23 protein-coding genes are annotated in these 25,719 nt (G+C 71.6%); 13 read left to right on the top strand and 10 right to left on the bottom strand.

Annotation, left to right across the window (positions count from 1 at the left end; genetic code table 11):
- Window positions 1-21: 21 nt before the first annotated feature.
- Window positions 22-2,055, top strand: coding sequence for a sensor histidine kinase (locus tag ABFX50_RS23715; protein WP_346149538.1), 2,034 nt, complete (start codon window positions 22-24; stop codon window positions 2,053-2,055).
- Between the two features lie 37 nt (window positions 2,056-2,092).
- Here ABFX50_RS23715 and ABFX50_RS23710 read toward each other — a convergent pair whose 3' ends face one another.
- The 4 genes from ABFX50_RS23710 to thyX all read right to left on the bottom strand — a co-directional run bounded on the left by ABFX50_RS23710 (window position 2,093) and on the right by thyX (window position 5,000).
- Window positions 2,093-2,587: a GNAT family N-acetyltransferase gene (locus ABFX50_RS23710; RefSeq protein ID WP_346149537.1), complete on the bottom strand. Its 495-nt coding sequence runs from the start codon at window positions 2,585-2,587 to the stop codon at window positions 2,093-2,095.
- 112 nt (window positions 2,588-2,699) lie between these two features.
- Window positions 2,700-3,134 (bottom strand): DUF6196 family protein, encoded by a 435-nt coding sequence (locus ABFX50_RS23705; RefSeq protein ID WP_346149536.1) that lies wholly within the window; start codon window positions 3,132-3,134, stop codon window positions 2,700-2,702.
- 169 nt (window positions 3,135-3,303) lie between these two features.
- Window positions 3,304-4,281 (bottom strand): UDP-glucose 4-epimerase GalE, encoded by a 978-nt coding sequence (galE, locus tag ABFX50_RS23700; protein WP_346149535.1) that lies wholly within the window; start codon window positions 4,279-4,281, stop codon window positions 3,304-3,306.
- Window positions 4,278-5,000 carry an FAD-dependent thymidylate synthase gene (thyX, locus tag ABFX50_RS23695; protein ID WP_183661433.1) on the bottom strand — a complete coding sequence of 241 codons (723 nt, stop codon included), beginning with the start codon at window positions 4,998-5,000 and terminating at the stop codon, window positions 4,278-4,280. The genes galE and thyX overlap by 4 nt, the downstream gene beginning before the upstream one ends.
- 117 nt (window positions 5,001-5,117) lie before the next feature.
- Between thyX and ABFX50_RS23690 the strand changes: the two genes are divergently transcribed.
- On the top strand, window positions 5,118-5,888 hold the full coding sequence (locus ABFX50_RS23690; RefSeq protein WP_346149534.1) for an AAA family ATPase: 771 nt from the start codon (window positions 5,118-5,120) through the stop codon (window positions 5,886-5,888).
- A gap of 29 nt (window positions 5,889-5,917) precedes the next feature.
- On the opposite strand, the gene ABFX50_RS23685 is transcribed toward ABFX50_RS23690, so the two are convergent.
- The 3 genes from ABFX50_RS23685 to ABFX50_RS23675 form a co-directional block, all read right to left on the bottom strand.
- Window positions 5,918-7,063, bottom strand: a complete 1,146-nt coding sequence (locus ABFX50_RS23685) for an amidohydrolase family protein (RefSeq protein WP_346149533.1) — start codon at window positions 7,061-7,063, stop codon at window positions 5,918-5,920.
- 98 nt (window positions 7,064-7,161) lie between these two features.
- On the bottom strand, window positions 7,162-9,291 hold the full coding sequence (locus ABFX50_RS23680; RefSeq protein WP_346149532.1) for an anthranilate synthase component I: 2,130 nt from the start codon (window positions 9,289-9,291) through the stop codon (window positions 7,162-7,164).
- 195 nt (window positions 9,292-9,486) lie between these two features.
- On the bottom strand, window positions 9,487-10,251 hold the full coding sequence (locus ABFX50_RS23675; RefSeq protein WP_346149531.1) for an SGNH/GDSL hydrolase family protein: 765 nt from the start codon (window positions 10,249-10,251) through the stop codon (window positions 9,487-9,489).
- A 101-nt stretch (window positions 10,252-10,352) separates the two neighbouring features.
- On the opposite strand from ABFX50_RS23675, the gene ABFX50_RS23670 reads away from it, so the two are divergent.
- The 3 genes from ABFX50_RS23670 (at window position 10,353) to ABFX50_RS23660 (ending at window position 13,778) form a co-directional block, all read left to right on the top strand.
- Window positions 10,353-11,924 (top strand): CocE/NonD family hydrolase, encoded by a 1,572-nt coding sequence (locus ABFX50_RS23670; RefSeq protein WP_346149530.1) that lies wholly within the window; start codon window positions 10,353-10,355, stop codon window positions 11,922-11,924.
- Window positions 11,925-12,048: 124 nt separating this feature from the next.
- Window positions 12,049-12,771, top strand: coding sequence for a hypothetical protein (locus tag ABFX50_RS23665; RefSeq protein ID WP_346149529.1), 723 nt, complete (start codon window positions 12,049-12,051; stop codon window positions 12,769-12,771).
- 35 nt (window positions 12,772-12,806) lie between these two features.
- Complete coding sequence (locus ABFX50_RS23660; protein WP_346149528.1) at window positions 12,807-13,778, top strand: helix-turn-helix transcriptional regulator; 972 nt, start codon at window positions 12,807-12,809, stop codon at window positions 13,776-13,778.
- Here the strand turns inward: ABFX50_RS23660 and ABFX50_RS23655 are convergent.
- A complete protein-coding gene (locus ABFX50_RS23655) occupies window positions 13,775-14,677 on the bottom strand; it encodes an SDR family oxidoreductase (RefSeq protein WP_346149527.1) in 903 nt (300 codons plus the stop codon). The genes ABFX50_RS23660 and ABFX50_RS23655 overlap by 4 nt on opposite strands.
- Window positions 14,678-14,754: 77 nt before the next feature.
- Between ABFX50_RS23655 and ABFX50_RS23650 the strand changes: the two genes are divergently transcribed.
- From ABFX50_RS23650 to ABFX50_RS23615, 8 genes are all read left to right on the top strand, one after another.
- Window positions 14,755-15,303, top strand: coding sequence for a VOC family protein (locus ABFX50_RS23650; protein ID WP_346149526.1), 549 nt, complete (start codon window positions 14,755-14,757; stop codon window positions 15,301-15,303).
- Complete coding sequence (locus ABFX50_RS23645; RefSeq protein ID WP_346149525.1) at window positions 15,303-15,953, top strand: carboxymuconolactone decarboxylase family protein; 651 nt, start codon at window positions 15,303-15,305, stop codon at window positions 15,951-15,953. The genes ABFX50_RS23650 and ABFX50_RS23645 overlap by 1 nt, the downstream gene beginning before the upstream one ends.
- Before the next feature lie 51 nt (window positions 15,954-16,004).
- Window positions 16,005-16,199, top strand: coding sequence for a DUF3311 domain-containing protein (locus ABFX50_RS23640; RefSeq protein ID WP_183661450.1), 195 nt, complete (start codon window positions 16,005-16,007; stop codon window positions 16,197-16,199).
- Complete coding sequence (gene mctP / locus ABFX50_RS23635; protein ID WP_346149524.1) at window positions 16,196-17,812, top strand: monocarboxylate uptake permease MctP; 1,617 nt, start codon at window positions 16,196-16,198, stop codon at window positions 17,810-17,812. Before ABFX50_RS23640 ends, mctP (ABFX50_RS23635) begins: the two co-directional genes overlap by 4 nt.
- 97 nt (window positions 17,813-17,909) lie before the next feature.
- Window positions 17,910-18,119, top strand: a complete 210-nt coding sequence (locus tag ABFX50_RS23630; protein WP_183661454.1) for a DUF3311 domain-containing protein — start codon at window positions 17,910-17,912, stop codon at window positions 18,117-18,119.
- Complete coding sequence (mctP, locus tag ABFX50_RS23625) at window positions 18,116-19,732, top strand: monocarboxylate uptake permease MctP (protein ID WP_346149523.1); 1,617 nt, start codon at window positions 18,116-18,118, stop codon at window positions 19,730-19,732. The genes ABFX50_RS23630 and mctP (ABFX50_RS23625) overlap by 4 nt, the downstream gene beginning before the upstream one ends.
- Window positions 19,733-19,808: 76 nt before the next feature.
- Window positions 19,809-20,099 carry a CATRA system-associated protein gene (locus tag ABFX50_RS23620; RefSeq protein ID WP_346149522.1) on the top strand — a complete coding sequence of 97 codons (291 nt, stop codon included), beginning with the start codon at window positions 19,809-19,811 and terminating at the stop codon, window positions 20,097-20,099.
- A complete protein-coding gene (locus ABFX50_RS23615; RefSeq protein ID WP_346149521.1) occupies window positions 20,092-21,537 on the top strand; it encodes a CATRA conflict system CASPASE/TPR repeat-associated protein in 1,446 nt (481 codons plus the stop codon). Before ABFX50_RS23620 ends, ABFX50_RS23615 begins: the two co-directional genes overlap by 8 nt.
- Window positions 21,538-21,561: 24 nt before the next feature.
- On the opposite strand, the gene ABFX50_RS23610 is transcribed toward ABFX50_RS23615, so the two are convergent.
- Together ABFX50_RS23610 and ABFX50_RS23605 are read right to left on the bottom strand one after the other, a co-directional pair.
- Entirely contained in the window at window positions 21,562-25,311 is a 3,750-nt protein-coding gene (locus ABFX50_RS23610) for a CHAT domain-containing protein (RefSeq protein WP_346149520.1), read from the bottom strand.
- A 49-nt stretch (window positions 25,312-25,360) separates the two neighbouring features.
- Window positions 25,361-25,696 carry a DUF6285 domain-containing protein gene (locus ABFX50_RS23605; RefSeq protein WP_346149519.1) on the bottom strand — a complete coding sequence of 112 codons (336 nt, stop codon included), beginning with the start codon at window positions 25,694-25,696 and terminating at the stop codon, window positions 25,361-25,363.
- Between the last annotated feature and the right edge of the window lie 23 nt (window positions 25,697-25,719).

Raw genomic sequence — 25,719 nt, 5'->3', positions numbered from 1 at the left:
ATGGACGGTCGGGGAGCTGCGTTGGCGCGCGTCATGGCGTGGGGTGTCGCGGTCGTGTCCCTGGTCGCGGTCGTGGTGGCGTTACTGATCCAGGCGCGGCTGCCCGAGGCGTGGCGGCCGTCCATCCCCGCCACGCCCGACCACGCGGCCGGGCTCGCCTTCCCGCTCGTCGGCGCCTTCGTCGTGGCGCGGCGTCCCAGGCTCGTCGTGGGCTGGCTGATGTGCGCGGGCGGGCTGTTCGCGGGGCTCAGCGTGCTCGCCGGGATGTTGATGTTCCAGGCGGCGGGCGCGGGGTCGATGGAGACGGCGGGCGTGCTCCGCATCGCGTCGGGGACCATGTGGGCGTTCGGCGGCGGCATCCTCGCGGTCCTCGTGCCGTTGCTCGCGCCGGACGGCAGGCTGCCCTCGCCCGGGTGGCGGGTACATGCGGCGGTGAGCATGACGGTGTTCGCCACGCTCGCCTTCCTGCTCGCCGTCCGTCCGAAGCCCTCGCCCGGCGCGCTGCGCCGCCCCGCGGTCATCCCGAACCCGCTGAAGATCGAGGCGCTCGCGCCCGTCCACCTCCAGCTCTACGAGGCGGCCTACCTGGCCATGGAGGTGTGCGTCGTCGTGGCGCTGATCGCGCTCGCCACGCGCTTTCGCAGGGCCGACCCCGCGATGCGCCGCCAGATCGCCTGGCCGCTCGTCACGTTCGCCGTCTACATCGTCTTCCTGCTGCTCGGCGACGACTACTGGGCGCCCGCCGTCTTCTGGACCGCCCTGATCCCCGTCGCGCTCATGGTGTCGATACTGCGCTACCGGCTGTTCGGCATCGACACGGTCGTCAGCCGCGCCTTCGTGGCCGCCGGCCTGATCGCGGCGGTCAGCGGCGTCTACTTCGGCGTGGGCGCCGTGTCGAGCCTGCTGGTCGCCGGATACCACCAGGTGGCGGGGCTGGCCGCGGCGCTGTTCGCCGGCGCGTTCTTCCAGCCGATGCGCCGCCTCCTGCAGCGGGCGGTGGACAGGCTGATGTACGGCCCCGTCGGCGATCCGCGCCTGCTGGCCGAGCGGCTCACGCAGGAGGTCAGGCGCGCGGACCCGGCCGAGGCCCTGAGCGTGGTCGTCGAGGTCGTGCGGGACGGCCTCGCGGTGGACGGCGCGGCCGTACGGGTGAGCGGGGGCCTGTCCGTCGAGAGCGGCGACGTCGGCGCCTCGCCCCGCGAGATCCCCCTGGTCTGGCACGGTGAGCCCGTCGGACGCCTGCTGATCGGCCGCCCGGGGGCGCGCAGGTTCGCCGCGGCGCACGACGAGCGGGTCATCGCGACGCTGCTGCCGTATGTCGCCGACGTGGCGCATGCCGCGCGCATGGCGGCCGACCTGCAACGTTCACGTGAGCGCATCCTGGCGGCCCGCGAGGAGGAACGCCGCAGGCTCCGCCGTGACCTGCACGACGGCCTGGGGCAGACGCTCGGCGCGATGGCCATGACGATCAACATCGCCCGCATCAGCATCAAGCGCGCTCCCGGCACCGCGGACGACCTGCTCAAGGACCTCCACAGCGGCATGGAGGCGGTCACGGGCGACATCCGGGAGCTGGTGTACGGCCTGCGCCCTCCCGCGCTCGACGACCTCGGCCTGGCGCAGGCCGTACGGCAGCTCGCCGAGGCGACGCTGACCAGGGCCGACGAGGAGGGCACCGCCGTCGAGGTGGTGGTGGACGGCGAGCTGGGCGACCTGCCCGCGGCCGTCGAGGTGGCCGCCTACCGGATCGCGCAGGAGGCGGTGACGAACGTGCGGCGGCACGCGCGGGCGTCGTCGGTCAGGATCGCCCTGGTCCGCGAGGCCGGCCAGTTCGTGGTCAGCGTCGAGGACGACGGCGTGGGCCTGCGTCAGGACTGCAGGGCGGGCGTCGGCACCTCGTCGATGCGCGAACGCGCGGCCGAGCTCGGCGGCTCCTGCTTCGTCACCTCCCGCCCTGGTGGCGGCACCCTGGTGGAGGCCAGGCTGCCGGCCACCGCCCCGCTCGCGGAGGCGGGGCGGGCCGTCCAAGGAGCCGCGGGGTCGGCCCGCGAGTGACGATACGACCGCGGGGTGAGGCAGACGGCGAGCGGAATCAGCCGCCGAACCGGCTCAGCTCGAGGGTGTACTCGAGCGCGGGGCGGCCGTCCAGCACGGTCTCGCCGGTGGGAACGAAGCCGGTGCGGGCCAGCACGGCCTGCGAGGCGAGGTTGTCCAGCGTCGTCGCCGCTCGCAGCGTCGTCAGGGCGTACTCGGTGGCGGCCAGGGCGCACACCTGGCGGACGGCGGCGGTGGCCAGGCCCTGGCCCGAGGCGCTCTTGGCGATCCTGTAGCCGAGCTCGGCCGAGCCGTCCGCCACGTCGACCAGGTTGACGCGGCCCAGGACCACGCCGTCGCCGTCCACGAGCACGTGGAAGTGGATCACCCCTGCGGCCTGCTCGGCCAGCAGGGCGGCGTGGCGTGCGTCGAACTCGGCGAAGTAGGCGTCACCGCGGTCGGGGATCGAGGCGGCGAAATAGGCCCTGTTCTCCCGTTCGAACGCGAGCAGGGCGGAAGCGTGGTCGGAGCGGAGGCGCTGCAGCTCGGGCATGGGACGCACGCTACCTGGACAGCCCGGCATGCGGCTTTCACGGTCATCGCTTTTCACGGTCATCGCTCGAAGCCGCCGGGCGACGCCATCCCGGCCATCCCCGAGCAGGCCGTCAGCCGGCGCGCAGCGCCTCGACGACCGCGACGGCCTCCTGCAGCAGCTCGACGGGGCAGCCCCAGTAGTCGTAGATGCCACCGCGCGCACGGTTGCTGCCGCAGATGACGAAGACGCCGGTTCCCAGCTCGGCCTTGAGGTGGCTGGCCAGCCAGCCGACGAAGCCGCTGTTGTCGAGGTCGGCGGGGAAGTGGAAGGAGAAGACGCCGAAGCGTTCGGACTCTCCGCCGTCCCGCGGCAGGGGGACCAGCCTGCTCCAGCTCTCGCTGTCGCGGACCACCGCCAGGGTGTCTTCGGTGAGCTCCGGCGGGCGATCGGCGGGGAACTCCTCGAAGTGCCACACGCCGTCGTGCACGGTGAGGTCGGCCATGGAGATCACCTGGCGCAGGCGCTCCTCGGTCTGTTGCCGGGTCTCCACACTGACGCTGACCATGGCAGGGCCCCCGATCCTCGAGACCGTGATCCGCTCGGGATCACCGGACGGCCGCCATCCTCGCATATCGCGCCCTGCCGCCTGCCGCCGAGGCGCTTTGCAGCGGGCCACCGGCTCGTTCCCGCGGGCGAGGACGCCGCCTCGGCGCGGGAACGAGCCCGGACTCCCGTCAGCCCAGGATCTCCGGGCGGATCCTGGCCCATTCCAGCGAGTGCCTGATGCCCTCGGCCACCGTGTGGCGAGGCTCCCACTCCAGCAGGCGCCTGGCCAGCTCCGTGCGGGTGTAGGCGCCCGCCACGTCACCGGGCCTCGGCCCCGTCTCCACGACCTCGATGGGCCGCTCGACCACCTCGTTGAAGGCGTCCACCAGCTCCCGCACCGTGGTTCCCCTGCCGGTGCCGAGGTTGATGACGTCCTCGGTGAAGGTGCCGAACCGCTCGAGGGCCGCCACGTGCGCCGTGGCGAGGTCCCACACGTGGATGTAGTCGCGGATGCCCGAGCCGTCGCGGGTCGGCCACGACGTGCCGGTGACCTGGAACGGCGTGCCCTCCTCCCACGCCTCGATCATCTTGCCGAGCGCGTGGCTGGGCCTGCGCAGCTGCAGTCCCGTGCGCATCTTGGGGTCGGCGCCGATCGGGTTGAAGTAGCGCAGCGACAGGATCCTGATCGGCTGCGTGGCGCTGATGTCGGCGAACATCCCCTCGCACACGGCCTTGGTCCGCGCGTACGGGCTCTGCGGCGCGAGCCCCGAGCTCTCGTCGACGGTGAAGTCGTCGCCCGCTTCGTAGATCGAGGCCGACGAGCTGAAGATCATTTTTTCGCAGCCGTTGCGCAGCAGGTGCTCGACGAAGTCGAGGCTCTTGGCCACGTTGGCGCGGTAGTAGCCGACGGGGTCGGCCACCGAGTCGGGCACCACTATGAGCGCCGCGCAGTGGACGACGGCCTCGATGTCGGGATGCTCGGCGAAGATCGTGTCGATCAGGCCGCCGTCGGCGATGTCACCCTCGTAGAAGGCGCGCCCCCGCGCGAACTCCCCGCGCCCGGTGACCAGGCTGTCGAGGACGACCGGCGTGATGCCGGCGTCGAGGCAGGCCGAGGCGACGGTGCTGCCGATGTATCCGGCCCCGCCGGAGATGAGGACCTTCACGGGGCGACCCGCCCGTTGGCGACGAAGGCGGCGTGCGTGAGGGGCATGAGCTCGGCCCAGGCGGCCTCCATCTTCTCCGCCACCATCTCGATCTCCCGCTGCGGGAAGGAGGGCACCTTGGCCTGCTCGTTCTTGGTGCGCAGCGACAGGAAGTGCATGAGGGAGCGGGCGTTGCAGGTGGCGTACATCGTGGAGAACAGACCCACGGGCAGGACGGCGCGGGCCACCTCGCGAGCAACGCCCGCCTCCAGCATCTCCTGGTAGGCGGCGTACGCCTGCCGGTAGGCGCCCTCCATCGCCTCGGTGACGAGCTTGTGCTGCTCGGGGGAGCCGTCGACGAAGACATAGCGGCCCGGCTTGCCCTCCTGGACGAGCTTGCGCTCATGGCCCGGCACGTAGAAGACGGGCTGGAGCTCCCTGTAGCGGCCACTCTCCTCGTTGTAAGACCAGCCCACTCGGTGACGCATGAACTCGCGGAACACCAGGATCGGGGCGCTGACGAAGAACGTCATGGAGTTGTGCTCGAACGGGCTGCCGTGCCTGTCGCGCATCAAATAGTTGATCAGCCCCTTGGACCGCTCGGGATCCTTGCCGACCTCTTCGAGTGACTGCTCCCCCGCGGTCGACACCCTGGCGGCCCAGAGCACATCCGTGTCGGACGCGCTGTGCTTGACGAGTTCGACCGTGACGTCGTTCAGGAAACGCGGCTCGTCGCTCACTTAGTGGATCCCCCTTGTGCTCGGCGTTCTGGCCGCCCGCCATCGTACGCCCGTCGTCACAGAGAACGGGCCCTCGCACCGCGCCTTGACTGCGGCTCCCGGCTAGTCTCTCCTGACGTGAACGTGCTGTGGATCGGGGGGCCGCCGGGATCGGGGAAGACAACCGTGGCCAGGAGGCTGGCGCGCCTTCACGGTCTGCGGCGCTACGACTCCGACGCCCGCACCTGGGCGCATCGCGACCTGGCCGTCAAGGCGGGTCATCCGGCCGCGCTGCGGTTCGAGGAGTTGACGCCCGCGCAGCGCGCCGCCGCTCCGATGGAGGAGCGCCTGGCCATGTGGCTGCAGGCCGAGCGCGGCCCCATGACCGTCGCCGACCTGCGCGCGCTGCCGTCCTCGCCGCTGACCGTGGCCGAGGGCACGCAGGTGCTGCCGGGGATGCTGCCCCCCGGCAGCAGGGCGGTGTGGCTGGTGCCGCCCGCCGAGGTACGGCTGGCCAGGCTGAGGGCGCGGCACGGGCCCGGCTGGGCGCCCGAGCTCTACCTTCGCCTCGGCGAGCTGATCGAGGCGGAGGTGGAGCGGGCCGGTGTCGCGGTCATCACGCGGGAGGACGCGCTACCCGAGGTCGAGCGCTTCTTCGCCGCGGAGCTGGCGGCGGGTCCGCTGGCGCGGGGGCCCGAGGAGCGGGCACGGTTGCTGCGTGAGGCCAACGAGGCGGTGGTCGAGCAGTACCGGGCCTTCTTCGCCCGGCCGTGGAGCCCCGACGCCTCCGAGACGACCGCCCGGCCGTTCGTATGCGAGTGCGCCGATCCGCGCTGCGACGTCCAGGTGTCTCTGGTGACCGAGCGGCTGCCCCCGGAGCCCGTGCTGGCGCCGGGGCATCGCCCCTGAAATCGGCCGGAACAGGCCGGCGGGAGCGGTCAAAGCCGGTAGACGCGGCGGGCGTTGCCCGAGCCCGCCATGTGGGCGACGCGGGCGGCGTCTGCCGCGCTCCACTCCCCCGACTCCACGCGCCTGCCCAGCGCGCCGGCCATGCCGAGCCTGAAGTAGACGGCCCCGAGGTGGCAGCCCTCGGCCAGGCCGTAGCAGTCGGAGCTGAACAGCTGCTTGTGGAAGGGCACCAGTTCGAGCAGCTCGTCGAGGATCCTGGCCGACCCCGCGGCGGTGTGGGTGAGCGTGAGGCCGACGTCGACGTAGACGTGCGGGAAGACCGAGGCGAGGTAGGCGGCCTGGCGGTGGAAGGGGTAGCAGTGCAGCAGCACGACGGGGATGCCGAGCGGCTGCAGGGCGCGGATGAAGCCGGTCATCTGGGCGGGGTCGGCGCGCGACATGTCGAGGTCGGCGTCGCCGTAGCCGGTGTGGAACTGGATGGGCAGGGCGCGGTCGCGGGCCACGTCGACGGCGGTCCAGAGCAGGTGGCGCAGCAGGATCGGATCGACCAGGCGCTCTCGCGGGTCGGACAGGCGGCGGTTGGCGGCGGCGATGACCGAGCCCCTGCTGGGTCTGGAGGGGTCGAAGTCGAGGCCGCAGCGGTAGGCGATGATCGACTTGAGGCCGACGGCGCGGGCCGCCCTGGCGACGAGCTCCTCGCCGAGACTGTCCATGTAGTCGACGGCGACCGCCGCGGTGTCGGCGATGTCCTGCTCGACCTGCTCGAGCCTGACGATCTCGTCGGCCGCGGCGCCGCCGTGGCGGCCCATCTCGGCGGCAGAGAGCAGGTCGGGGGCCTCCAGTCCGGTGTCGACGAGGAAGGCGACCACCCCTGAGGCCTGCAGCAGCCTCCTGTTGACCTCTCCCGCGCCGAGCTCCTGGCGCCTGCCCAGGTAGACGGCGGGGGCGACGTGCGGTTCGAGGTCGAGCACGGGGGCGCACCAGCGGCGGATGGCCGCGCCGAGCGGGGTGTCGAAGTGTGTGGTTCCCGGCGGGGCGGGTGTGCGCGACTCGCCGATCAGCAGCTCGAACTGGGCCCTGCTGAGGTCGTCGCGGCGTACCCCGTGGCAGTGGTGGTCGACGAGCGGGGCGAGCAGGGCGTCGCGCACCGCATCCGGCAGGTCTACGGGGAGCATGCGCCTGACTCTAGAGCGTGATCGCCGGCGAGATCCGGGCTTTTGCCCACTGCGTACGTTGGGGCGACCCCGGCCGCGCGGCCGGGGTCGCGTGTCCTTCAGTCCCTGCGTGACAGCCGCAGGACGTTGGCGATCACCTTCGCGCCCGCGCCGCCCTCCGCGGTCAGGATCGACTCGGGGTGGAACTGTACGGCGAAGCGCCTGTTGGCCACGTCCTCGATCGCCATCACGTTGCCGTCGGGGGTCAGCGCCGTGGCCTCGAAGCCGACGACGCCGGGCCGCTTGGCGTGCAGCGAGTGGTAGCGGGCGGCGACGAACTCGGCGGGCAGGCCCTCCAGCAGGGCGCTGTCGCCGAGGCGGGAGACGTGGCCGCGCTTGCCGTGCTCGGGGTAGTCGAGCAGTTCGAGGGCGCCGCCCGCGTGCTCGACCATGGCCTGCAGGCCGAGGCAGACGCCGAAGACCGGCAGGCCCCTGGCGTAGACCTGGTCGATGAGGGCGGACATGCCGAAGTCGGAGGGCCAGCCGGGGCCCGGCGACAGGACGACCAGGTCGGGGGCGATCTGGTCGATCATCTCCGCGGGGAAGCCGTGGCGCAGGGTGACGACGTCGGCTCCCTCCTGGCGGAAGTAGTCGGCCAGGGTGTTGACGAAGGAGTCCTCGTGGTCGACGAGCAGGACCTTCATGCCCAGGCCCGGCTGGTCGCGCACGGGGCGTTCCCGGACGGCGGAGGGCTGGTTGACCGCGGCCAGCGCGCCGAGCAGGGCGCTGGCCTTGAGCTCGGTCTCGCGCTCCTCGGCCTCGGGGTCGGAGTCGAACAGCAGGGTGGCGCCCGCCCTGACGGTGGCCACGCCGTTCTTGATCTGGGCGGTGCGCAGGGTCAGGCCGGTGTTCATGGAGCCGTCGAAGCCGATGAAGCCGATGGCTCCGCCGTACCACCTGCGGGTGGTGGCCTCGTGGTCCTCGATGAACTGCATCGCCCAGGTCTTGGGCGCGCCGGTCACGGTGACGGCCCACATGTGGGTGAGGAAGGCGTCGAGGGCGTCGAACTCGGGGCGCAGCCGGCCTTCGATGTGGTCGACGGTGTGGATCAGGCGGGAGTAGAGCTCGATCTGGCGGCGGCCGATGACCTGGACGGTGCCGGGGACGCAGATGCGCGACTTGTCGTTGCGGTCGACGTCGGTGCACATCGTCAGCTCGGACTCCTCCTTCACGCTGGACAGGAGGGTGCGGATGGCCTCGGCGTCCTCGACGGGGTTGGAGCCGCGGGCGATGGTGCCGGAGATGGGGCAGGTCTCGACCCTGTCGCCGGTGACGCGGACGTACATCTCGGGCGAGGCGCCGACCAGGTGCTCGCCGTCGCCGAGGTTGATGATGAACTCGTAGGGCGCCGGGTTGGTCAGGCGCAGGCTGCGGTAGAAGGCCGAGGGGTCGGTGCAGGTGGCGTGGAAGACCTGGCCCGGCACGACCTCGAACAGGTCGCCGCGCTTGAACTTCTCCTTGGCCGCCGCGACGACGGTGGCGTAGGCGCCCTTCTCCGGGTCCTTCGGGACCTCGGTGGGGGCGACCTGCGGGAAGGTGTCGCCGGTGCGCTCGAGCCCTCTGGTGGAGACGCCGTCGACGACGAACTCGTAGCGGTACTCCACGCTGGTCTCGCGCTGGCGGTCGATGACGACGAGCCTGTCGGGCAGGTGCAGGACCAGGTCGCGCTGGTCGGCGGGCCTTTCGAGCTCGTGGCGGATGGGCTCGAACTGGAAGGCCAGGTCGTAGCCGAAGGCGCCGTAGAGGCCGAGGTGCTGGTCCTCGCCCTTGAAGGCGGCGATGACCTCGCGGATGGCGGTGAAGACGGTGGGACGGCGGCTGCGCATCTCCTCGGGGAGCAGGTCCTCCGACTCGGGGATGTGCACCTCGACGTGGGCGCCGGTCGGCTCGGAGACCGGCTTGCCCGCGGCCAGCAGGCAGGAGGCGATGGCGGGCAGGACCACCTTGCCGCGCTCGTTCAGCGCCCTCGCGGCGATGGTGCGGCCTCGGGCGACGAGCTCGACGCAGGGGTCGACGTAGCCGAACGCCCATCGGCTGTAGCGGCCGGGGTAGTCCATGCCCGACGAGAACGCGCCGCCGCGTCGCTCGCCGAGCTCGGTCACGATCTGCTCGAGGGCCTCCTCGGGCACCTCACGGACCTCGCGCTCGACGCTGACGCCCCCGGCGGTGGTATATCCGCTCGTCTCCACTCAAAGCCCCTTGCTAGCTCATGAGCCCCGGGGCGGAGACAGGAAAGGCCGCCTTCCGGGGCGGCCGTCCGTTGAGGAATGCGAATCTGGCGCCGCCTAGGAGCGGCGCCACCACTGAAGCTGCAAGCCGATTCGCATAGCCCAAGGGTAGCCGCCCGATCGGAGATCACGCAACGCGGACACACCGCGCCGTTTTCAGCGGTTGACCAGGGGTGCCAGCTCGGGTCGCTTGGGGCGGACACCGTCGCCGGAGGAGCGTCCCTGGATGCGCCTGTTGATCCACGGCCCGAGGAACTGCCGCGCCCATCGCAGGTCCTCGCGGCGGGCGTCGGCCCACTGGGCGGGCAGCAGCGGCGGGTACGGCTCGCGCCAGTCCTCCTGCACCGCCACCCCGAGCACCTCGGCCGCGTGCAGGGCCACCCTGCGGTGCCCGTCGGGCGACAGGTGGAGCCTGTCCATGTTCCACGCCCGCCTGTCGCGCAGCACCGCCATGGGCCACATGTCCACCAGGAAGGCGTCGTAGCGGCGCGCGATGTCGTGGATGTGCAGGTTGAAGATCTCGATCTTGCTGTGCGCCAGCCGCATCATCGGGACGTCGCGCAGGTCGAAGCCGGTGAACAGCATCACCCTCGAGCCTGCCTGCGTGAGCGCCGCCACGCCCTGCTCCAGCCTGGCCGCCACCACGTCGGGGCCGCTGCTCGGCCGCAGGATGTCGTTCCCTCCCGCGCACAGGGACACCAGGTCGGGGCCGAGCTCGACGGCCATCGGCACCTGCTCTCCGACGACCTCGTCGATCAGCCTGCCGCGCACGGCCACGTTCGCGTAGGCGAGCCCCGGCTGCTCGGCCTCGATGTGCTCGGCCAGCCGGTCGGCCCATCCGCGGTAGCCCTCGTCGGCGGGGTCCTCGAGACCCTCGGTGAAGCTGTCCCCCAGAGCGACAAACGACGCAATTCGTCCCATGACCGGATAGTTTGCCAACAGGTGATCTCCCTACGCGACCGTAGCCTGGGGTGACGGGACTCACCTTGTCGAGGCCGCCGCCCGTCTGTTACTGGTTAGTAATGCGGGTTCGAGTCGAGAGGGACCTTGCCGTCCCGATGCGGGACGGCGTGACGTTGCTCGCCGACCGTTACGTGCCGGTCGGGGCCGAGCGCGCGCCGGTGGTCCTGATCCGCTCGCCGTACGGCAGGCGCGGCCTGTTCGGCTACGCCTACGGGCGGGGGTTCGCCCGCCATGGTCTGCAGGTGGTGATCCAGAGCTGCAGGGGCGGTTTCGGCTCGGGCGGGATGCTCGACCCGCTCGGCGACGAGCACGACGACGGCATGGCCACCGTCGAGTGGCTGCGCGGCAGGCCGTGGTATCCGGGCGCGTTCGCGATGCACGGCCCCTCCTACCTCGGCTACACCCAGTGGGCGATCGCCCCCTACGTGGGAGGCGAGCTCAAGGCGATGGCCACGCAGATCACCGCCTCCCAGTTCAGGGACGCCGCCTACGTGGGAGGGGCGTTCGCACTGGAGTCGGCGCTGAGCTGGACCACACTGACCAACGGGATCTCGCGCAGGTTCGGCGGCGCGTCGGTACTGACCGCGCCCAGGCTGACCAGGAGGGCGGTGCTGTCGGGTCGGCCTGTCGCCGAGCTGGACCTGGTGTCGGCGGGCCAGGCGCTGCCCTTCTACAGGGACCTGCTCGCCCACCACGCCGACCCTGCGGTGCCGTACTGGCACAGGCGGGACTTCTCGGCCGAGGTCGGGAGGGTGGAGGCGGCCGTCACCATGCTGGGTGGCTGGTACGACGTGTTCCTGCCGTGGCAGCTGCGCGACTACGTGGCGATGCGGGCGGCGGGGCGGCAGCCGTACCTGACGATCGGGCCCTGGTGGCACATCGACGTCAGGCATGGACCCGTGACCAGGGCCGAGTCGCTGGCCTGGTTCCGCGCGCACCTGCTGGGCGACCGGTCGGGGCTGCGGGACTCCCCTGTGCGGCTGTACGTGACGGGCGCGAGGCAGTGGCGCGACTATCCCGACTGGCCGGTGCCCGGCATGCGGCCCGTGCGCTGGCACCTGCAGCGCGCCTTCGGCCTCGGTCCCGACGGGCCGCTGGAGGCCGAGCCCGACCGGTACAGGTACCACCCCGCCCATCCGACGCCGGTGATCGGCGGTCCCGTGCTGCTGGCCGACTCCAGGCCGCGCGACCAGCGCCGCCTGGAGGCGCGCAGGGACGTGCTCGTCTACACCTCCCCCGTGCTGCGCGAGGACGCCGAGGCGATCGGCCCGGTCTCGGCCGAGCTGTTCGTCAGGTCGAGCACGCCGCACGTGGACGTGGTCGTGCGGGTGTGCGACGTGCATCCCGACGGGCGTTCCATGAACGTCTGCGAGGGGGTGCGGCGGCTGTCGGCGGCCGACGGGGGTGACGCCGACGGCGTGCGCAGGGCCTCGGTGGACCTGTGGCCGATCGCGCACAGGTTCGCCAAGGGGCACAGGATCAGGGTGCACGTGGCGAGCGGCGCCTACCCGACGATCGCCCGCAACCCCGGCGCCCCCGGGTGGGACGCCCCGGGGGTGCCCGCCGACGTCGAGGTCTTCCACGACCCCTCGCGCCCTTCCTCGCTCGTCCTGCCCTTGACGGCGGCTTGAGTTACTTGCGGGTCACTTTCCGTGATCGACGGCAAGAAGGTTGCAGGCAGAGCGGTGCATAACTGAGTCGCGAGCCCCAGGGCGCAACCGCCGGACCGGGGCCCCGAGACCTCAGGAGAGCACCATGAAGCGCACCTCGCTCGGTCTGGCCGTCCTCGCGATCGCCGGCCTGACCGTCACCGCCCCCGCCGCGGCCTCCGCCGCCGTCTCCGGCTCGGCCGACCCCGGCCCCGAGACCTGCCGCCAGGGATACGTGTGGCGGGTCGCCAAGCCGTCCGACCTGGTCTGCGTCACCCCCGCGACCCGTACCCAGGTGGCCGCCGACAACGCCGCCAGGCACGGCCGCTGGACCACCGGCGCGTACGGCCCGCACACCTGCGTCGTCCCCTACGTCTGGCGCAACGCCTACGACGGCGACGACGTCTGTGTCACCACCAGGCAGCGTGACCTGGCCGCGGCCGACAACGGCCAGAGCTCGGCGCGCAAGGTGCTGGCCAAGCTGTGGATCACCAAGTACACGATCGGGCCGAAGGACAACGGGGACGGCACCGCGACCACCACCTCGACCGACAGCATCGCCAGGCTGAAGCTGAACGGCAGCCACTACAACTTCGGCACGGTCAAGCTGGCGATCAGGTGGAGCCACAACGACGCCCTCTACTGGCACGCCAGCGTGACCGCCAAGCAGGCCTCGGGCTACCCGGGCGGGGCGTTCGGCTACCTGACCGGCAAGTTCGACTGCTCGGCCAAGGGCAAGCCGGCCAACGCCTACGCCTACGCGTACGACACGATGTCGGGCCGCTTCTCGGCCCGGGTCCCCGTCAGGATCGGCTGCGCCGTCCTCTGACGGCCGGGATCACCCGAGATGGGTAGCATCGGATGGTGCGCGCCGCCCGCCTCATGTCGCTCGTCCTCCTCCTGCAGGGGCGTGGCGGGATGACGGCGGGCGAGCTGGCCCAGGAACTCGAGGTCTCCGAGCGCACCATCCACCGCGACGTGCTGGCGCTGTCGGAGGCGGGCATCCCCGTCTACGCCGACAGGGGCAGAACGGGCGGATACCGCCTGGTCGACGGGTACCGCACCAGGCTCACCGGGCTCGACAGGGCCGAGGCGGAGGCGCTGTTCCTGTCGGGGGTGCCCGCCGCCCTGCGCGACATGGGCCTGCGCGAGATCGCCGAGGCCGCCAGGCTCAAGGCGGCCGCCGCGCTGGCGCCAGGACTGCGCGACGCGCCCGCCACCGCCGCCCAGCGCTTCCACCTCGACGCGCCTGGCTGGTTCGCCAGCGACACCCCGCCGCCCGAGTCGCTCGCGCCGCTGGCCAGGGCGGTGTGGGGGAACCATCCCGTGAGCGGGAGGTACAGGGAGGCGCCGCGCGCCGTCGAGCCGTACGGGCTGGTGCTGAAGGCGGGCGTCTGGTACCTGGCGGGCCGCGCGAAGGAGCGCCTGCTGGTCTACAGGGTCGACAGGTTCACCGAGGTGAGCGTCGACACCGCCAGGCGCTTCGACCGCGACCCCGCCTTCGACCTGGCGGCCTTCTGGGCCGAGCGGTCGGAGCAGTTCACCCGCTCCCTGCTCAGGACGCAGGTCACGCTGAGGCTCAGCCCCGCGGGGCTGCGGATGCTGCGGCACGTGGCCGACCCCGCCGCGCTGCCGGAGGCGCTGGCCTCCGCCCGCGACGACGGCACGGTGGTGCTGGCGGTCGAGTCGCCGGCGGTCGCCTACACCCAGGTGCTGGCCTTCGGCCCCGAGGCGGAGGTGCTGGACCCGCCCGAGCTGCGCGCCCTGGTGGCCGAGGCGGCCGCCCGGATGTCCGGCCTGTACGCCGAGGACACCCTGGGCGGCGGCCCCCGCTAGCGGTAGTCGGCGGGGGCGGCGTCCTTGCCGCCCTCCTCGACCTCCTCGATCCAGCGCCACACGTCGGGCCTGGAGCCGTCCACGTCGGTGAACCCGTACTCCTTGGCCAGTTGGCCGCTGGAGAGCGACGAGCCCGACCAGCGCATCCTGTCGGGGTCGGCGGCCAGCGCGGCCACCGCCCTGCCGACGTAGGCGGGCGTCTCCGAGATGGCGAAGGCAGGGCTGTGCGCGATGGCGTCGCGCCAGTTCTCCTCGGTGACGCCGAAGTTGTCCAGCATCATCTCCGAGCGCAGGAAGCCGGGCGTGATCGACACGGCCGCCGCGCCGTGCGGGCGCAGTTCGTGCGACTGGGCGAAGGCCAGCCTGCTCACGGCGGTCTTGGCCAGGTCGTAGAAGATCGGGTTGCGGTAGCGGGTGGCGTTGAAGCCGGCCGTGCCGTCGGTGACCTCCACGACCAGCCCTCCCGGCCTGCGGATGAGCAGCGGCAGCGCGTGGTGGCTGGTGATCAGGTGGGTGTCGAGCGCCAGCCTCAGCAGGCGCAGCCCCTTGTCGAGGTCGTGCTCCCACACGGGGGTGTCCCACGACCACAGGTGATCGGCGCCCCAGATGTCGTTGACGAGGACGTCCAGCCTGCCCTGCTCGCTGTCGATCCGCTCCACCAGCGCCTTGACCTGCTCGGGCACCAGGTGGTCGGTCCTGACGGCGATGCCCTTGCCGCCCGCCGCGGTGACCAGTTCGGCGCTCTCCTCGATCGTCTCGGCCCTGTCCATCTCCGAGCGTCCCTGCCGGGTGGTGCGTCCCGTGCAGTAGACCGTGGCCCCCGCCGCTCCGAGCTGGACGGCGATGCCTCTTCCCGTGCCCCTTGTGGCGCCTGTGACCAGCGCGACTGTTTCCGTCATGCCGTGATCCTCCCGCTGAAGTCCGACATCCTCTGTCATGTTTTAGCGACCCGCGCTGTGATAAGCAGTTGGTTACTATGAACACCGAATTCGAGCTTCGCGGCGTCAACCACATCGCGCTGGTCTGCTCGGACATGAAGCAGACCGTCGACTTCTACTCCGGCGTCCTCGGCATGCCGCTGATCAAGACGATCGAGCTGCCCATGGGCTGGGGCCAGCACTTCTTCTTCGACTGCGGCGGCGGCAACGCCCTCGCCTTCTTCTGGTTCCCCGACGCGCCGGACGGCGTGCCCGGCGTCTCCGCGCCCAGGAACCTGCCCGACAGGGGCGAGCTGCTCTCGGCGGTGGGCTCGATGAACCACCTGGCCTTCGACGTGCCGCCGGAGAAGATCGAGGAGTACAGGGAGCGGCTGGTGGCCAAGGGCATCGACGTCGGGGTGCTGCTCAACCACGATGACAGCGAGTTCGGTGTCGCCCCCTCCCTGCACGACGGCGTGTTCGTGCGCTCCATCTACTTCAAGGACCCCGACGGCGTCCTGATCGAGTTCGCCTGCTGGCTGCGCGAGCTCGACCGCCCCGAGGACGTCCGGCACGAGCCGAAGACCGCCGCCGACAGGACCCTCTGATGCCGCGCCTGCGCCAGGTGCCCCGTGAGGAGGTCAGCGACCCCGTGGTCGCGTTCTTCTACGACCGGCTGCTGACGCCCGAGGGCACCGCGACCGGCTCGCCCGGCGACTGGTGGACGGTCTTCGCCCAGGACCCGGCGATCTTCAGGCACTGCGTGAAGGGCTTCCAGCTCTACCGTGAGTCCGCGCTCGACCCGGTGCTGCGCGAGCTGGGCCAGACCCGCGCGGGGTGGGCCAGGCAGTCCCAGTTCGTCTACTCCCAGCACTGCAAGCAGCTGAGGGCGCTCGGCGTGCCGGAGGAGAAGGTGCGCGCGGTCGCGCACTGGCAGGTCAGCGAGGAGTTCGGCGAGCTGGAGCGGGCGGTGCTCGCCTACACCGACGGCCTGGTCCTCGACGGCGGCAGGGTGCACGACGAGGTCTTCGCCGTGCTGAAGCGGCACCTGCCCGACGAGCAGATCCTCGAGCTGACCTACGTCACGTGCCTGTACGAGATGCACGCGACGATGGCGAGGGCGCTGCGCCTGGAGTTCGACGACAGACCCGATCCGATCACCGAGGTGCCGGCCCCCGAGGGGTACGGCACGCGCGACATCGCCGACGAGCTGACCGTTCGGCGCGAGGACCCTACCGTTCAGCGATCTACGAGCTGACGGGCACAGCCAGAAAACTAATGTGCCGGGCAACGGAAAAGGGAGGACGCCTTGCCCGGTAACGATCGCGACCGCAGTCCCTGGTACTGGCTGCTGCTGGTGCCCATCGCCGTCCCGTTGATGACGTTCCTGTTCAACGCCGCCGAACCCACGCTGTTAGGCTTCCCGCTCTTCTACTGGCTCCAGCTCGCCTTCATCATCCTCGGCGTCGCCACGACGACCCTCGTCTACAGGATGACGCGATGAACCCGGGCGAGCACGTCACCGAGATCGTCATCTTCACCGTTTTATTCCTGGTGGTCAGCGGCATGGGGTTCGTGGCCGCCCGCTGGCGCAGGCCCCAGGATCTGGCGTCGCTGAACGAGTGGGGTCTCGGCGGGCGCAACTTCGGCACCTGGATCACCTGGTTCCTGGTGGGCGGCGACCTCTACACCGCCTACACCTTCGTGGCGGTTCCCGCGCTGCTGTTCGGCGCGGGCGCGATGGGGTTCTTCGCGGTGCCGTACACGGTGATCGTCTACCCGCTGGTCTTCCTGGTCCTGATCAGGCTCTGGTCGGTCTCGCACGTGCACAGCCTGGTCACGCCCGCCGACTTCGTGCGGGTGCGGTTCGGCTCGCCGACGCTGGCGCTGCTGGTCGCGATCACCGGCATCGTGGCGACGATGCCCTACATCGCGCTGCAGCTGATCGGCATCGAGGCGGTGCTGAAGACGATGGGCATCGGCGGCAGCGGGCTGCTGTCGGACCTGCCGCTGATCATCGCGTTCGTCATCCTGGCCGCCTACACCTACCAGTCGGGGCTGCGGGCGCCGGCGCTGATCGCCTTCGTCAAGGACATCCTGATCTACCTGGTCATCCTCGTCGCGATCATCTACATCCCCGCCAGGCTTGGCGGCTGGGAGGTGATCTTCGGCAGGGCCCAGGAGAAGTTCGCCGCCACGCCCGCGCAGGGCGACGGCATCCTGCTCAACGCCAACAACCAGCTGCAGTACTTCACGCTGGCGCTGGGCTCGGCGCTGGCGCTGTTCCTCTACCCGCACAGCATCACCGGCGTGCTGGCCTCCAAGAACCGCAACGTCATCAAGCGCAACATGTCCGCGCTTCCCGCCTACAGCCTGCTGCTCGGCCTGATCGCGCTGCTCGGCTACATGGCCATCGCGGCGGACGTGAAGCCGATCGGCACCGACAACAACACGATCGTGCCCGTGCTGTTCGACCAGATGTTCCCGGACTGGTTCGCCGGGATCGCGTTCGCGGCGGTCGGCATCGGGGCGCTCGTCCCCGCGGCCATCATGTCGATCGCCGCGGCCAACCTGTTCACCCGCAACATCTACCGCGAGTACATCAACCCGCAGGCCACCGACGCCCAGGAGGCGGGCGTCAGCAAGCTCACCTCGCTGGTGGTGAAGGTGGGCGCGGTGCTGTTCATCCTGCTCATCGACCCGCAGTTCTCCATCGACCTGCAGCTCATCGGCGGCGTGATCATCCTGCAGACGCTGCCGTCGGTGGCCATCGGGCTGTTCACGCGGTGGTTCCACAAGGCGGGGTTGATCGCGGGCTGGGTCGCGGGCATGGGCGGCGGGCTCGTCCTGCTCTACAACATCTCCAACCCGGCGATCAAGCACGCGCACTTCGGCGGCTCGGCGTTCCCGCTGGAGAAGCTCGGCTTCGACACCAAGATGACGATCTACGCGGGCTTCCTCGCGCTGCTGCTCAACCTGATCGTGGCCGTCGCGGCGACGCTCATCGCGAGGGCGGCCAAGGTGCCCGACGGCCCCGACGGCACCAGGCCCGACCACTTCACCGCCGACGAGGGCGATCCGCGAGTCAGGGATCTGGAACTCGAGTCATCCACGTAACGAATTTAGGCCAAACCGTAACAAGCTTATGTGCTGTGGTTAAAACCTCCGGAACGTTAGTGTGCGTGCAACTTCTTTCGTTCCGGAGGGTGATCACTTGTCCAGCCCCGAAACCGGGCAGGAGCGCGGCGACCGCAGTCCGTGGAACTGGCTGCTGTTCGTGCCGATCGTGCTGCCGCTGCTGACGTTCCTGTTCAACTCCGACGAGCCCAGGGTGGCGGGCTTCCCGCTGTTCTACTGGCTCCAGCTGGCCTTCATCGTCGTCGGCGTCGTCTGCACGACGATCGTCTACAGGATGACCAAGTGAGCGGCCAGCACACGACCGAGCTGGTCGTCTTCGTCGCCCTCTTCCTGGTGGTCAGCGGCATGGGCTTCGTGGCCGCCAAGTGGCGCAGGCCCAAGGACATCGAGAGCCTGCACGAGTGGGGTCTGGGTGGCCGCAACTTCGGCACCTGGATCACCTGGTTCCTGGTGGGCGGCGACCTCTACACCGCCTACACCTTCGTGGCCGTCCCCGCCCTGGTCTTCGGCGCCGGCGCGCTCGGCTTCTACGCGCTGCCGTACACGGTGGTGGTCTACCCGCTGGTCTTCCTCGTGCTGGCGCGCATGTGGTCGGTCTCGCACGTGCACGGGTTCGTCACGCCCGCCGACTTCGTCAGGGCCAGGTTCGGCTCGCCGACGCTGGCGCTGCTGATCGCGATCACCGGCATCGTGGCGACGATGCCCTACATCGCGCTGCAGCTGATCGGCATCGAGGCGGTGCTGAAGGCGATGGGCATCACCGGGCACCTGCCGATCATCATCGCGTTCGCCATCCTGGCGGCCTACACCTACCAGTCGGGCCTGCGCGCGCCCGCGCTGATCGCCTTCGTCAAGGACACGCTGATCTACATCGTGATCCTGGCCGCGATCATCTACATCCCGGCCAAGCTGAACGGCTGGGGCAACATCTTCGACGCGGCGGCCGCCAAGTTCGCCAAGACCGAGGCGCCCGGCGACGGCATCCTGCTCAACGCCAACAACCAGCTGCAGTACATCACGCTGGCCTTCGGCTCGGCGCTGGCGCTGTTCCTGTACCCGCACAGCCTCACCGGCGTGCTGGCCTCCAAGAACCGCAACGTCATCAAGCGCAACATGTCCGCGCTTCCCGCCTACAGCTTCCTGCTCGGCCTGATCGCGCTGCTGGGCTTCATGGCGATCGCGGCGGACGTCAAGCCCATCGTCAACCCCGAGACCGGCAAGGGCGACAACAACACGGTCGTGCCCGTGCTGTTCGACCAGATGTTCCCCGACTGGTTCACCGGCGTCGCCTACGCGGCCATCGGCATCGGCGCCCTGGTGCCCGCGGCCATCATGTCCATCGCGGCGGCCAACCTGTTCACCCGCAACATCTACCGCGAGTACCTCAACAAGCAGGCCACCGACGCCCAGGAGGCCAAGGTCTCCAAGCTGGTCTCGCTCGTGGTCAAGGTCGGCGCGGTGCTGTGCATCCTGCTGCTCGACCCGCAGTTCTCCATCGACCTGCAGCTCATCGGCGGCGTGGTCATCCTGCAGACCCTCCCTTCGGTCGCGCTGGGCCTCTACACCCGCTGGTTCCACAAGGGCGGCCTCATCGCCGGCTGGGCGGCCGGCCTGGCGGCGGGCATGTGGATGCTCTACCTGATCCCGAACCCGGCCAACGGCAAGCTGCACTTCGGCGGCTCGGCCTTCCCGCTGGCCAACTTCGGCTTCGACACCAAGGCCACGCTGTACGCGGGCGTCATCGCGCTGACGGTCAACCTGGTGGTCGCCGCCCTGGCCACCCTGATCTTCCGCGCCGCCAAGGTCGCCGACGGCGAGGACGCCACCTCCCGCGGCGACTACTTCGCCGACGAGGGCGACCCCAAGGTCAAGGACCTCGACCTGTCGGGGGCGCACTGACCCTGCCGGTGTCCTGAAAGGGGGTGAGTATCCCGGTACTCATCCCCTTTCGTCGTCTCGCTCCTACGATGGCGCCATGGATCGGGCGAGAGCGGTCACCATCCTGCGGGCGATCTCCGGCTACCAGCTGTCCGAGGGCCGTTGGGCGCGCGTCGACCGGGCGCTGCGCGCGCTGGAGGCGGCGGCGCGCTCGGGCGACCAGCGGGCCGCTGCGCTGGCCGTCAGGGACCTGGATCTGGTCGGCCCCGTGCGGCTGAGGAACCGGCACGGCGACCCGCCGAGGAGGCCGATCCCCGAGGAGACCAGGGAGCGGCTGAACCGGCTCGTCGTCGAGTTCGAGGAGCGGGAGCCTGCCGAGGATGGATGAGCGGGCGCTGGTCGTCCACGTCTTCGCGCCCGTCTCCGGCTGCGGCGAGCAACTGACCGCGCTGTGGGAGCGACTGGGCGAGGGCCTGGGCATGACGTGGTCCATCCCGGAGCTCGGCCCCTACCGGCTGGACCTGGACGAGCCGGCGCGCGGGCCCGTGCTGGCCGCGCGCAGGTCTCGCTCCCGGGAGGAGATCGTCGAGGCCGTCGTACGGCGCAGGCACGACGTGCTGGCGCTGACGGTCGGCATGTCCCCACCGGCGCGGGACGGGGTGGACTGGCGCGAGCTGGAGGAGCGCTGGACCCGGACGGCCGGTGACCTGCCGGCGTGGGCACTGGGCGAGGCGCGCCTGTTCACCGGTGTCGCCCACGACCTCACGCCCCCTCCCGCCGAGGCTCCTCACGGCTTCCCTCTGCCGCAGCTGGCGGGCACGGCGCTGCTGGTCGACGGGCACACGGCCGTGTGGGAGCAGCGGGGAGCCGACGACCGCCTCACGCGCAGGCTGCTGGTGATCAGCGCCGTGCACCGGCAGGACGACTCGGAGGCGTGGATGTGGACGCCTGGAGGCGCCTCCGTCCCGCCCCTCACCCTCCACCTGCTGCACGCCGCGAAGGTCAGGCACCAGCTGCGGCAGCGCGACCGCTTCGACGCCGACGAGGTGCTGCGGCGCGCCGACCAGACGCTGCGCGAGCGGCACAGGGCCTCCTCCGACGACCCCGCCGAGCGGCTGCTGGAGGTCAGGCGGCGGCTGTCGGGCCTGCTGTCCGGCCCTGACGGGCTGACCTGGTCGACGACGCTGCTGCGGGAGATGGAGCGCACCGTGCGCATCGCCGAGGCCAACCTGCGCCCCTCGACGAGGCTGGCGGCCACGCCTGGCCCCTTCCGCGACGACCTGGAGCTGGCCGCCTGGCTGGGCCAGCGGCTCGATGACGACCTGCTCTACCTGGAAGCGGCCAGGGAGCGGGTGCGCGACGGGCTCACCGAGGCGGTCCAGGCGGCCGAGGAGGCGGTGCAGGACCGGCGCGAACGGCTGCAGCGCCGCCAGGAGGAGCTCCAGCGCCACCGCGAGCGGCTCAACCTGTTGCAGGCCGCGGTGGTGGGCGCGGCGCTCATGGTGCTGGCCGCGATCCAGGCCTTCGGCTACCGGGTGCCGCTGCCGGGCTCCGTCACGCCGGCGGTGATCGCCACACTGGGCTCGCTCGCGCTGCTGCTGGCCACGGTCGCACTCTGGACGGCGGGCGAACCCGGCGCCCCCGGACAGCGCTGGACGCGCCTGGCCATCAGGGGATCGGCCGGGATGGCGTGCGCGGCCCTGGCCTGGGTGGGCTGCGCGCTCGCCTTCCACCTCGCCACGGGCACGGCCGCCCCGCCCGGCGGGACGGCGGGGCTGGCCGCGCCCGCGTTCGTCCTCGGGGCGTGGGCGGTCAGGCTCCGCTGAGCCTGCCGCCGCGGGTGGTCAGAGTCAGGGCCCGATGTGGGTGAAGGGCGCCCACAGGATCGGCAGGCCGGTGTGCTCCTCCCGCAGGGCGCGCACGGCCAGGTGCAGGCCGAGGGCGGCGGCTCGCGGGTCGGGAGGCCTGGTCCCGCCGCCGGTCATCATCGCGTAGACCGCCTCGGCCACCACGGGCGCGTGGCGGTCGGCGATCGGCCACAGCGAGCCGATCACGCTGGGATATCCGGCCAGCTGGACCGTGGCGGCCAGGCTGACGCACTCGTCGGCCAGCACGTCGCCGCCGCGCGAGGTCTCGCATCCGCTGAGGAAGGCGAACTCGGCCCGCTCCAGCCGGGCCGTGGCCAGCTCCCTGACCGTGAGCGGCCCGTCGTGCAGCAGCAGCCGTCCCTGCGACGGGTCGCCGGGATCCTGTTCGGCGTGGCAGGCGAAGTGCGCCCACGGGCTGGCGGCCAGGGCGTCGAGGACGGCCTGCCGTACCGCCGAGGGTCCTTCCAGGCAGATCGCGTCGGGCAGCAGGCGCCTGACGACCTCGCTCTCACGGGCGACGCCAGGCAGGTCGTCGGCGCCCGGCGTGCTGGGCAGGGCGACCAGCAGCGGGCGGCCCTGCGCGGTCGGCGCCGCCTGCTCACGGGCGTGGATGAGCGCGCGCAGGGTCGGGGTGACCGAGGAGGCGGCGACGTCGACGGTGATCGCGTGCACAGGCAGCAGCGACAGCGCGCCCGTGGGGCACCACCACAGGCGCGGCCACGTCGCGCCTGGCAGGGGCGGCGCGCCGAGTAAGGCGAGCACCGGGCGGCCGATCACCTCGGTGAGCCAGTCCAGGGCCGCGGGTACCCGCTCCAGCAACTCGGGGTCGGGGTCGTCGTCGTGGGCGTAGGCCCCCACCGCCTCGACGAAGCCTGCCGCCCGCTCGGCGACCTCCTGCGCGCCCAGCCCGGGCAGCGGAACCAGCGTGACGCCTTCGGCGGTGACGACGAGCGCGTCGCAGCGGTACCTGCTGACATTCACCACCACCACCGGCCCCTCGGCCGCCGCGGCGCGCAGGTCGGCGAACGGCGGCGGCCGCAGGAAGTCCGCCAGCCCCGGCAGCGCGCGGATCGCGGCCAGCGTCTCCTCCCTCTCGCGGGCCAGCGCGTGCCGCGTGTCGAGGTCCTCGACGGTGTCGAGTCCGTCCTGGATCTCCGCCAGGCGGTCGGCGAGGGCGGGAGCGGCCACACGCAGAGCGTCGTGTCGCGGGCGCGCGTCGATGATCTGGGCGAGCAGGACGCCCCTGCCCTGCTCCAGCAGCTCGATCGCCAGTTCCGGACGGCCGGCGGCGATCGCGCAGGCGGCCGCGTCGCTGGCCAGCCCTTGGAACCCCGACAGGGCCCGCTCCTGTTCCTGGCGGCGCATGCCGCGCCAGGCGGCGGCGTCGAGCAGGCCCACCGCCGTCGCGAAGGCCAGGACGGCGGCGGCGGGTCCCTCGTGCTCGGCGACGAACTCGCCCCAGTGCTTGGCCACCCCCGCCCGCCAGGCGGGGGCGGCGGTCTCGACGGATGCGGCCGCGGCGAACTCCCGCGCCGCCTGTTCACGGTCGCGCTCGTCGCCCGAGCGCCGCCACCGGTCGGCCAGCGCCTGCGCCAGGTGGTAGCGCGTGATCGACAGCACCGGCTCGTCCTCCGCCGCGCCCGCGGCGGCGTCACGCAGCGTGCGGATCGCGCCGTCGAGGTGCCGTCCCCTGCCGGTCATGGCGGCGCGCACGTGCAGCGCGGTGCCCAGCTGACCCGCCGCGCGGGCTCTGTCGAACTCGCCTCGAGGGCTCCTGTCCAGGACCTCGCGCAGGATGGCGATCGCCTCGTCCAGCAGTTCGCCCTGCCTGAGCCTGCGCCGCTCGGCCAGCTCGGCGGCCGGCGGCTCCTCGCCCCTCAGCAGCGCCAGCGCCAGCGCGGCGTACTCCTCCCCCGTGAGGTCTCCGTCCTGGGCCTGGAAGAAGCGCAGCACCAGCGCGGTGGCCAGGCCCGTGGGCGCCTGGGTGTTGGTGGGCGGCGCCGCGGCGACGGCCTCGCGCATGACCGCGACCGCCTCCTCGGGCAGCTCCTGCCGCAGCAGCGCCCTGCCGAGGTTGGTCAGGATCATGTGGCGTTGCAGGTGCTCCTTGGGAGCCTCGTCGAGCGCCTGCCGGTAGAGGGACACCGCCTCCGTCAGGGCGTCCCGCTCGCCGACCCTGTCGAACCGCATGACCAGCACGGTCGCCAGCGACGCGATCCAACCGCCCCTGTGCGGGTGCAGCGGCGGGGTGGTCGAGACGCACTCGCGCAGCGCAGCGACCGCCGCGTCCAGGTCGGCGGTCGAGCCGGTCACCTCGTGCCTGCGGCCGAGCGCGCTACCGAGGTTGGCCAGGTACAGCGGCCGGTAGTGATGGCCGGCGGGGGTGGCCTCGACGGCGGCCCTGTGCGAGGCGATCGAGTCGTCCAGGTCGGCGCGGCCGCCCCAGCGCTCGTAGCGGCCGAACAGCGCCGTGCCCAGACCGGTCAGCGCGATGCCGCGCTCGGCGTGGTCGGGCGCCGTCTCCCGCACCGCCTGCCGGTAGCCGCCGATCAGCTCGCGCTGGAGGGCGTCGCCGCCTTCGACGCCGTGCTTGAGCGCCAGAGCGTTGGCGAGGTTGACCAGATAGAGGCCGTGGTCGGGATGGCCGGCAGGCAGCGTCTCCACAGCCTGCCTGAGCACGTCGATCATCTCGTCCACGCCGCTCAGGTCGCTCATCCACTCCATTTTGTGGCCGAGCATCCTGCCGAGATTGGTCAGCACGGCCGCCCGCTCCTTTCCGGTGGGCGGGGCCTCCCTCAGCGCGTCGCGCAGCATCGAGATCGCGCCGTCGATCTCCTCGATCCGGCCCGAGCGCACGGCCTGCTCGACGACGGCTCCTCCCAGGTCGCTCAGGACGGCGGCGCGCAGGTCCGTCCCGATCGTGCCCCTCTCCCGCAGGTTCCTGGAGATCTCGCGCAGCTGGTCCAGCTGCTCGTGGTCCAGCGGAGGCAGCTCGCCGTACAGCAGGGCGCCGGCGATGAGGTGGATCTCCCTGCGCATCGGCTCGGGCACGCCCGGCAGCCCCGCACGGACGATGTCGAGCGCCCTCCTGAGCTCGTCCTCGGCGCCGGGTTCGTCGCGCACCAGCACCAGCGCGGCGGCCAGCTTGGCGGATCTGAAGATCAGGGCGGGGTCGCCCTGCGGCGTGGCCGCCACCGCGGCGCGCAGCTTGGCGGCGTACTCCCGCGCGTCGGCACGCCTGCCGTCGCGCTCGTAACGGCGGTGGTAGGCCTCGGCGTGGTTGCTGAGCGCCAGCGCCGCCTCCACACTCCCCGGTGGCAGCAGCGACTCCGCCTCGGCGAACACCTCGATCGCCTGGTCGAGATGGCCGGGCGGGCCGCCCGAGCGGTAGTCGTTGATCAGCGCGATCCCTCTGCTGACGCGCACCATGCCCGCGGCCGGATGTCCGGGCGGCGCGGCCCGCACCGCCCGCTCCTGCAGAGACAGCGCCTCTCGCAGCAGCGCCTTGTCCTCGCCGTGGTCGAAGGCCATCGAGAGCGCGTCACCGAGCCCCGACAGGCGTTCGGGGTAGAGGGGGTCGTCCTCGGAGGTGAGCGCGAGCGCCCTGCGGCAGGCCGCGACGGCCCGATGCAGCTCCTGCGGCTCGCCTTTCTGGGCGTACCTGACCAGGTGGCCCATGGCCAGCGCCGCCGCCATCCGCGCCCGCATCGCTCTGAACCCGCCCGCGTTCATGGCTCCAGAGTGCCGTCGACAGGCCCGACGCGCCTGAGTATCCGGCTACTCAGTCGAGATGGCGCGGGTTGGCGACGAGCAGTTTGTCGCGTACGGCTGCCGCCAGCGGGCCGAGCAGCTCGTCCTCGGCGAGGCTGCCCTCCCTGATCGCGGCGGCCAGCTCGGCGTCGTCGGCCACGCCGAGCCGGTCGAGCCGTTCGGCGTGCGCGAGGGCCTGGGAGGGTCCGAGTTCGAGCTCGCGCTCGACCATGCCGAGCACGTTGACCGCCACCCTGGTGTGGAAGCGCACGCGCCCCTCCACCTCGGGCAGCACGTCCCGCTCCAGGAACTCGCGTACGGCCGCGACCAGCTCCGCCGCCGTGGGCACGTCGTGTGGCGCCGCCATAAGGAACCCCTTATTGACTATGC

The sequence above is a fragment of the Nonomuraea recticatena genome, from assembly GCF_039533245.1.
Taxonomy (GTDB): domain Bacteria; phylum Actinomycetota; class Actinomycetes; order Streptosporangiales; family Streptosporangiaceae; genus Nonomuraea; species Nonomuraea roseola.
The sequence above is the reverse complement of the archived record's forward strand: the minus strand, read 5'-3'. Positions and strand labels throughout refer to the sequence as shown.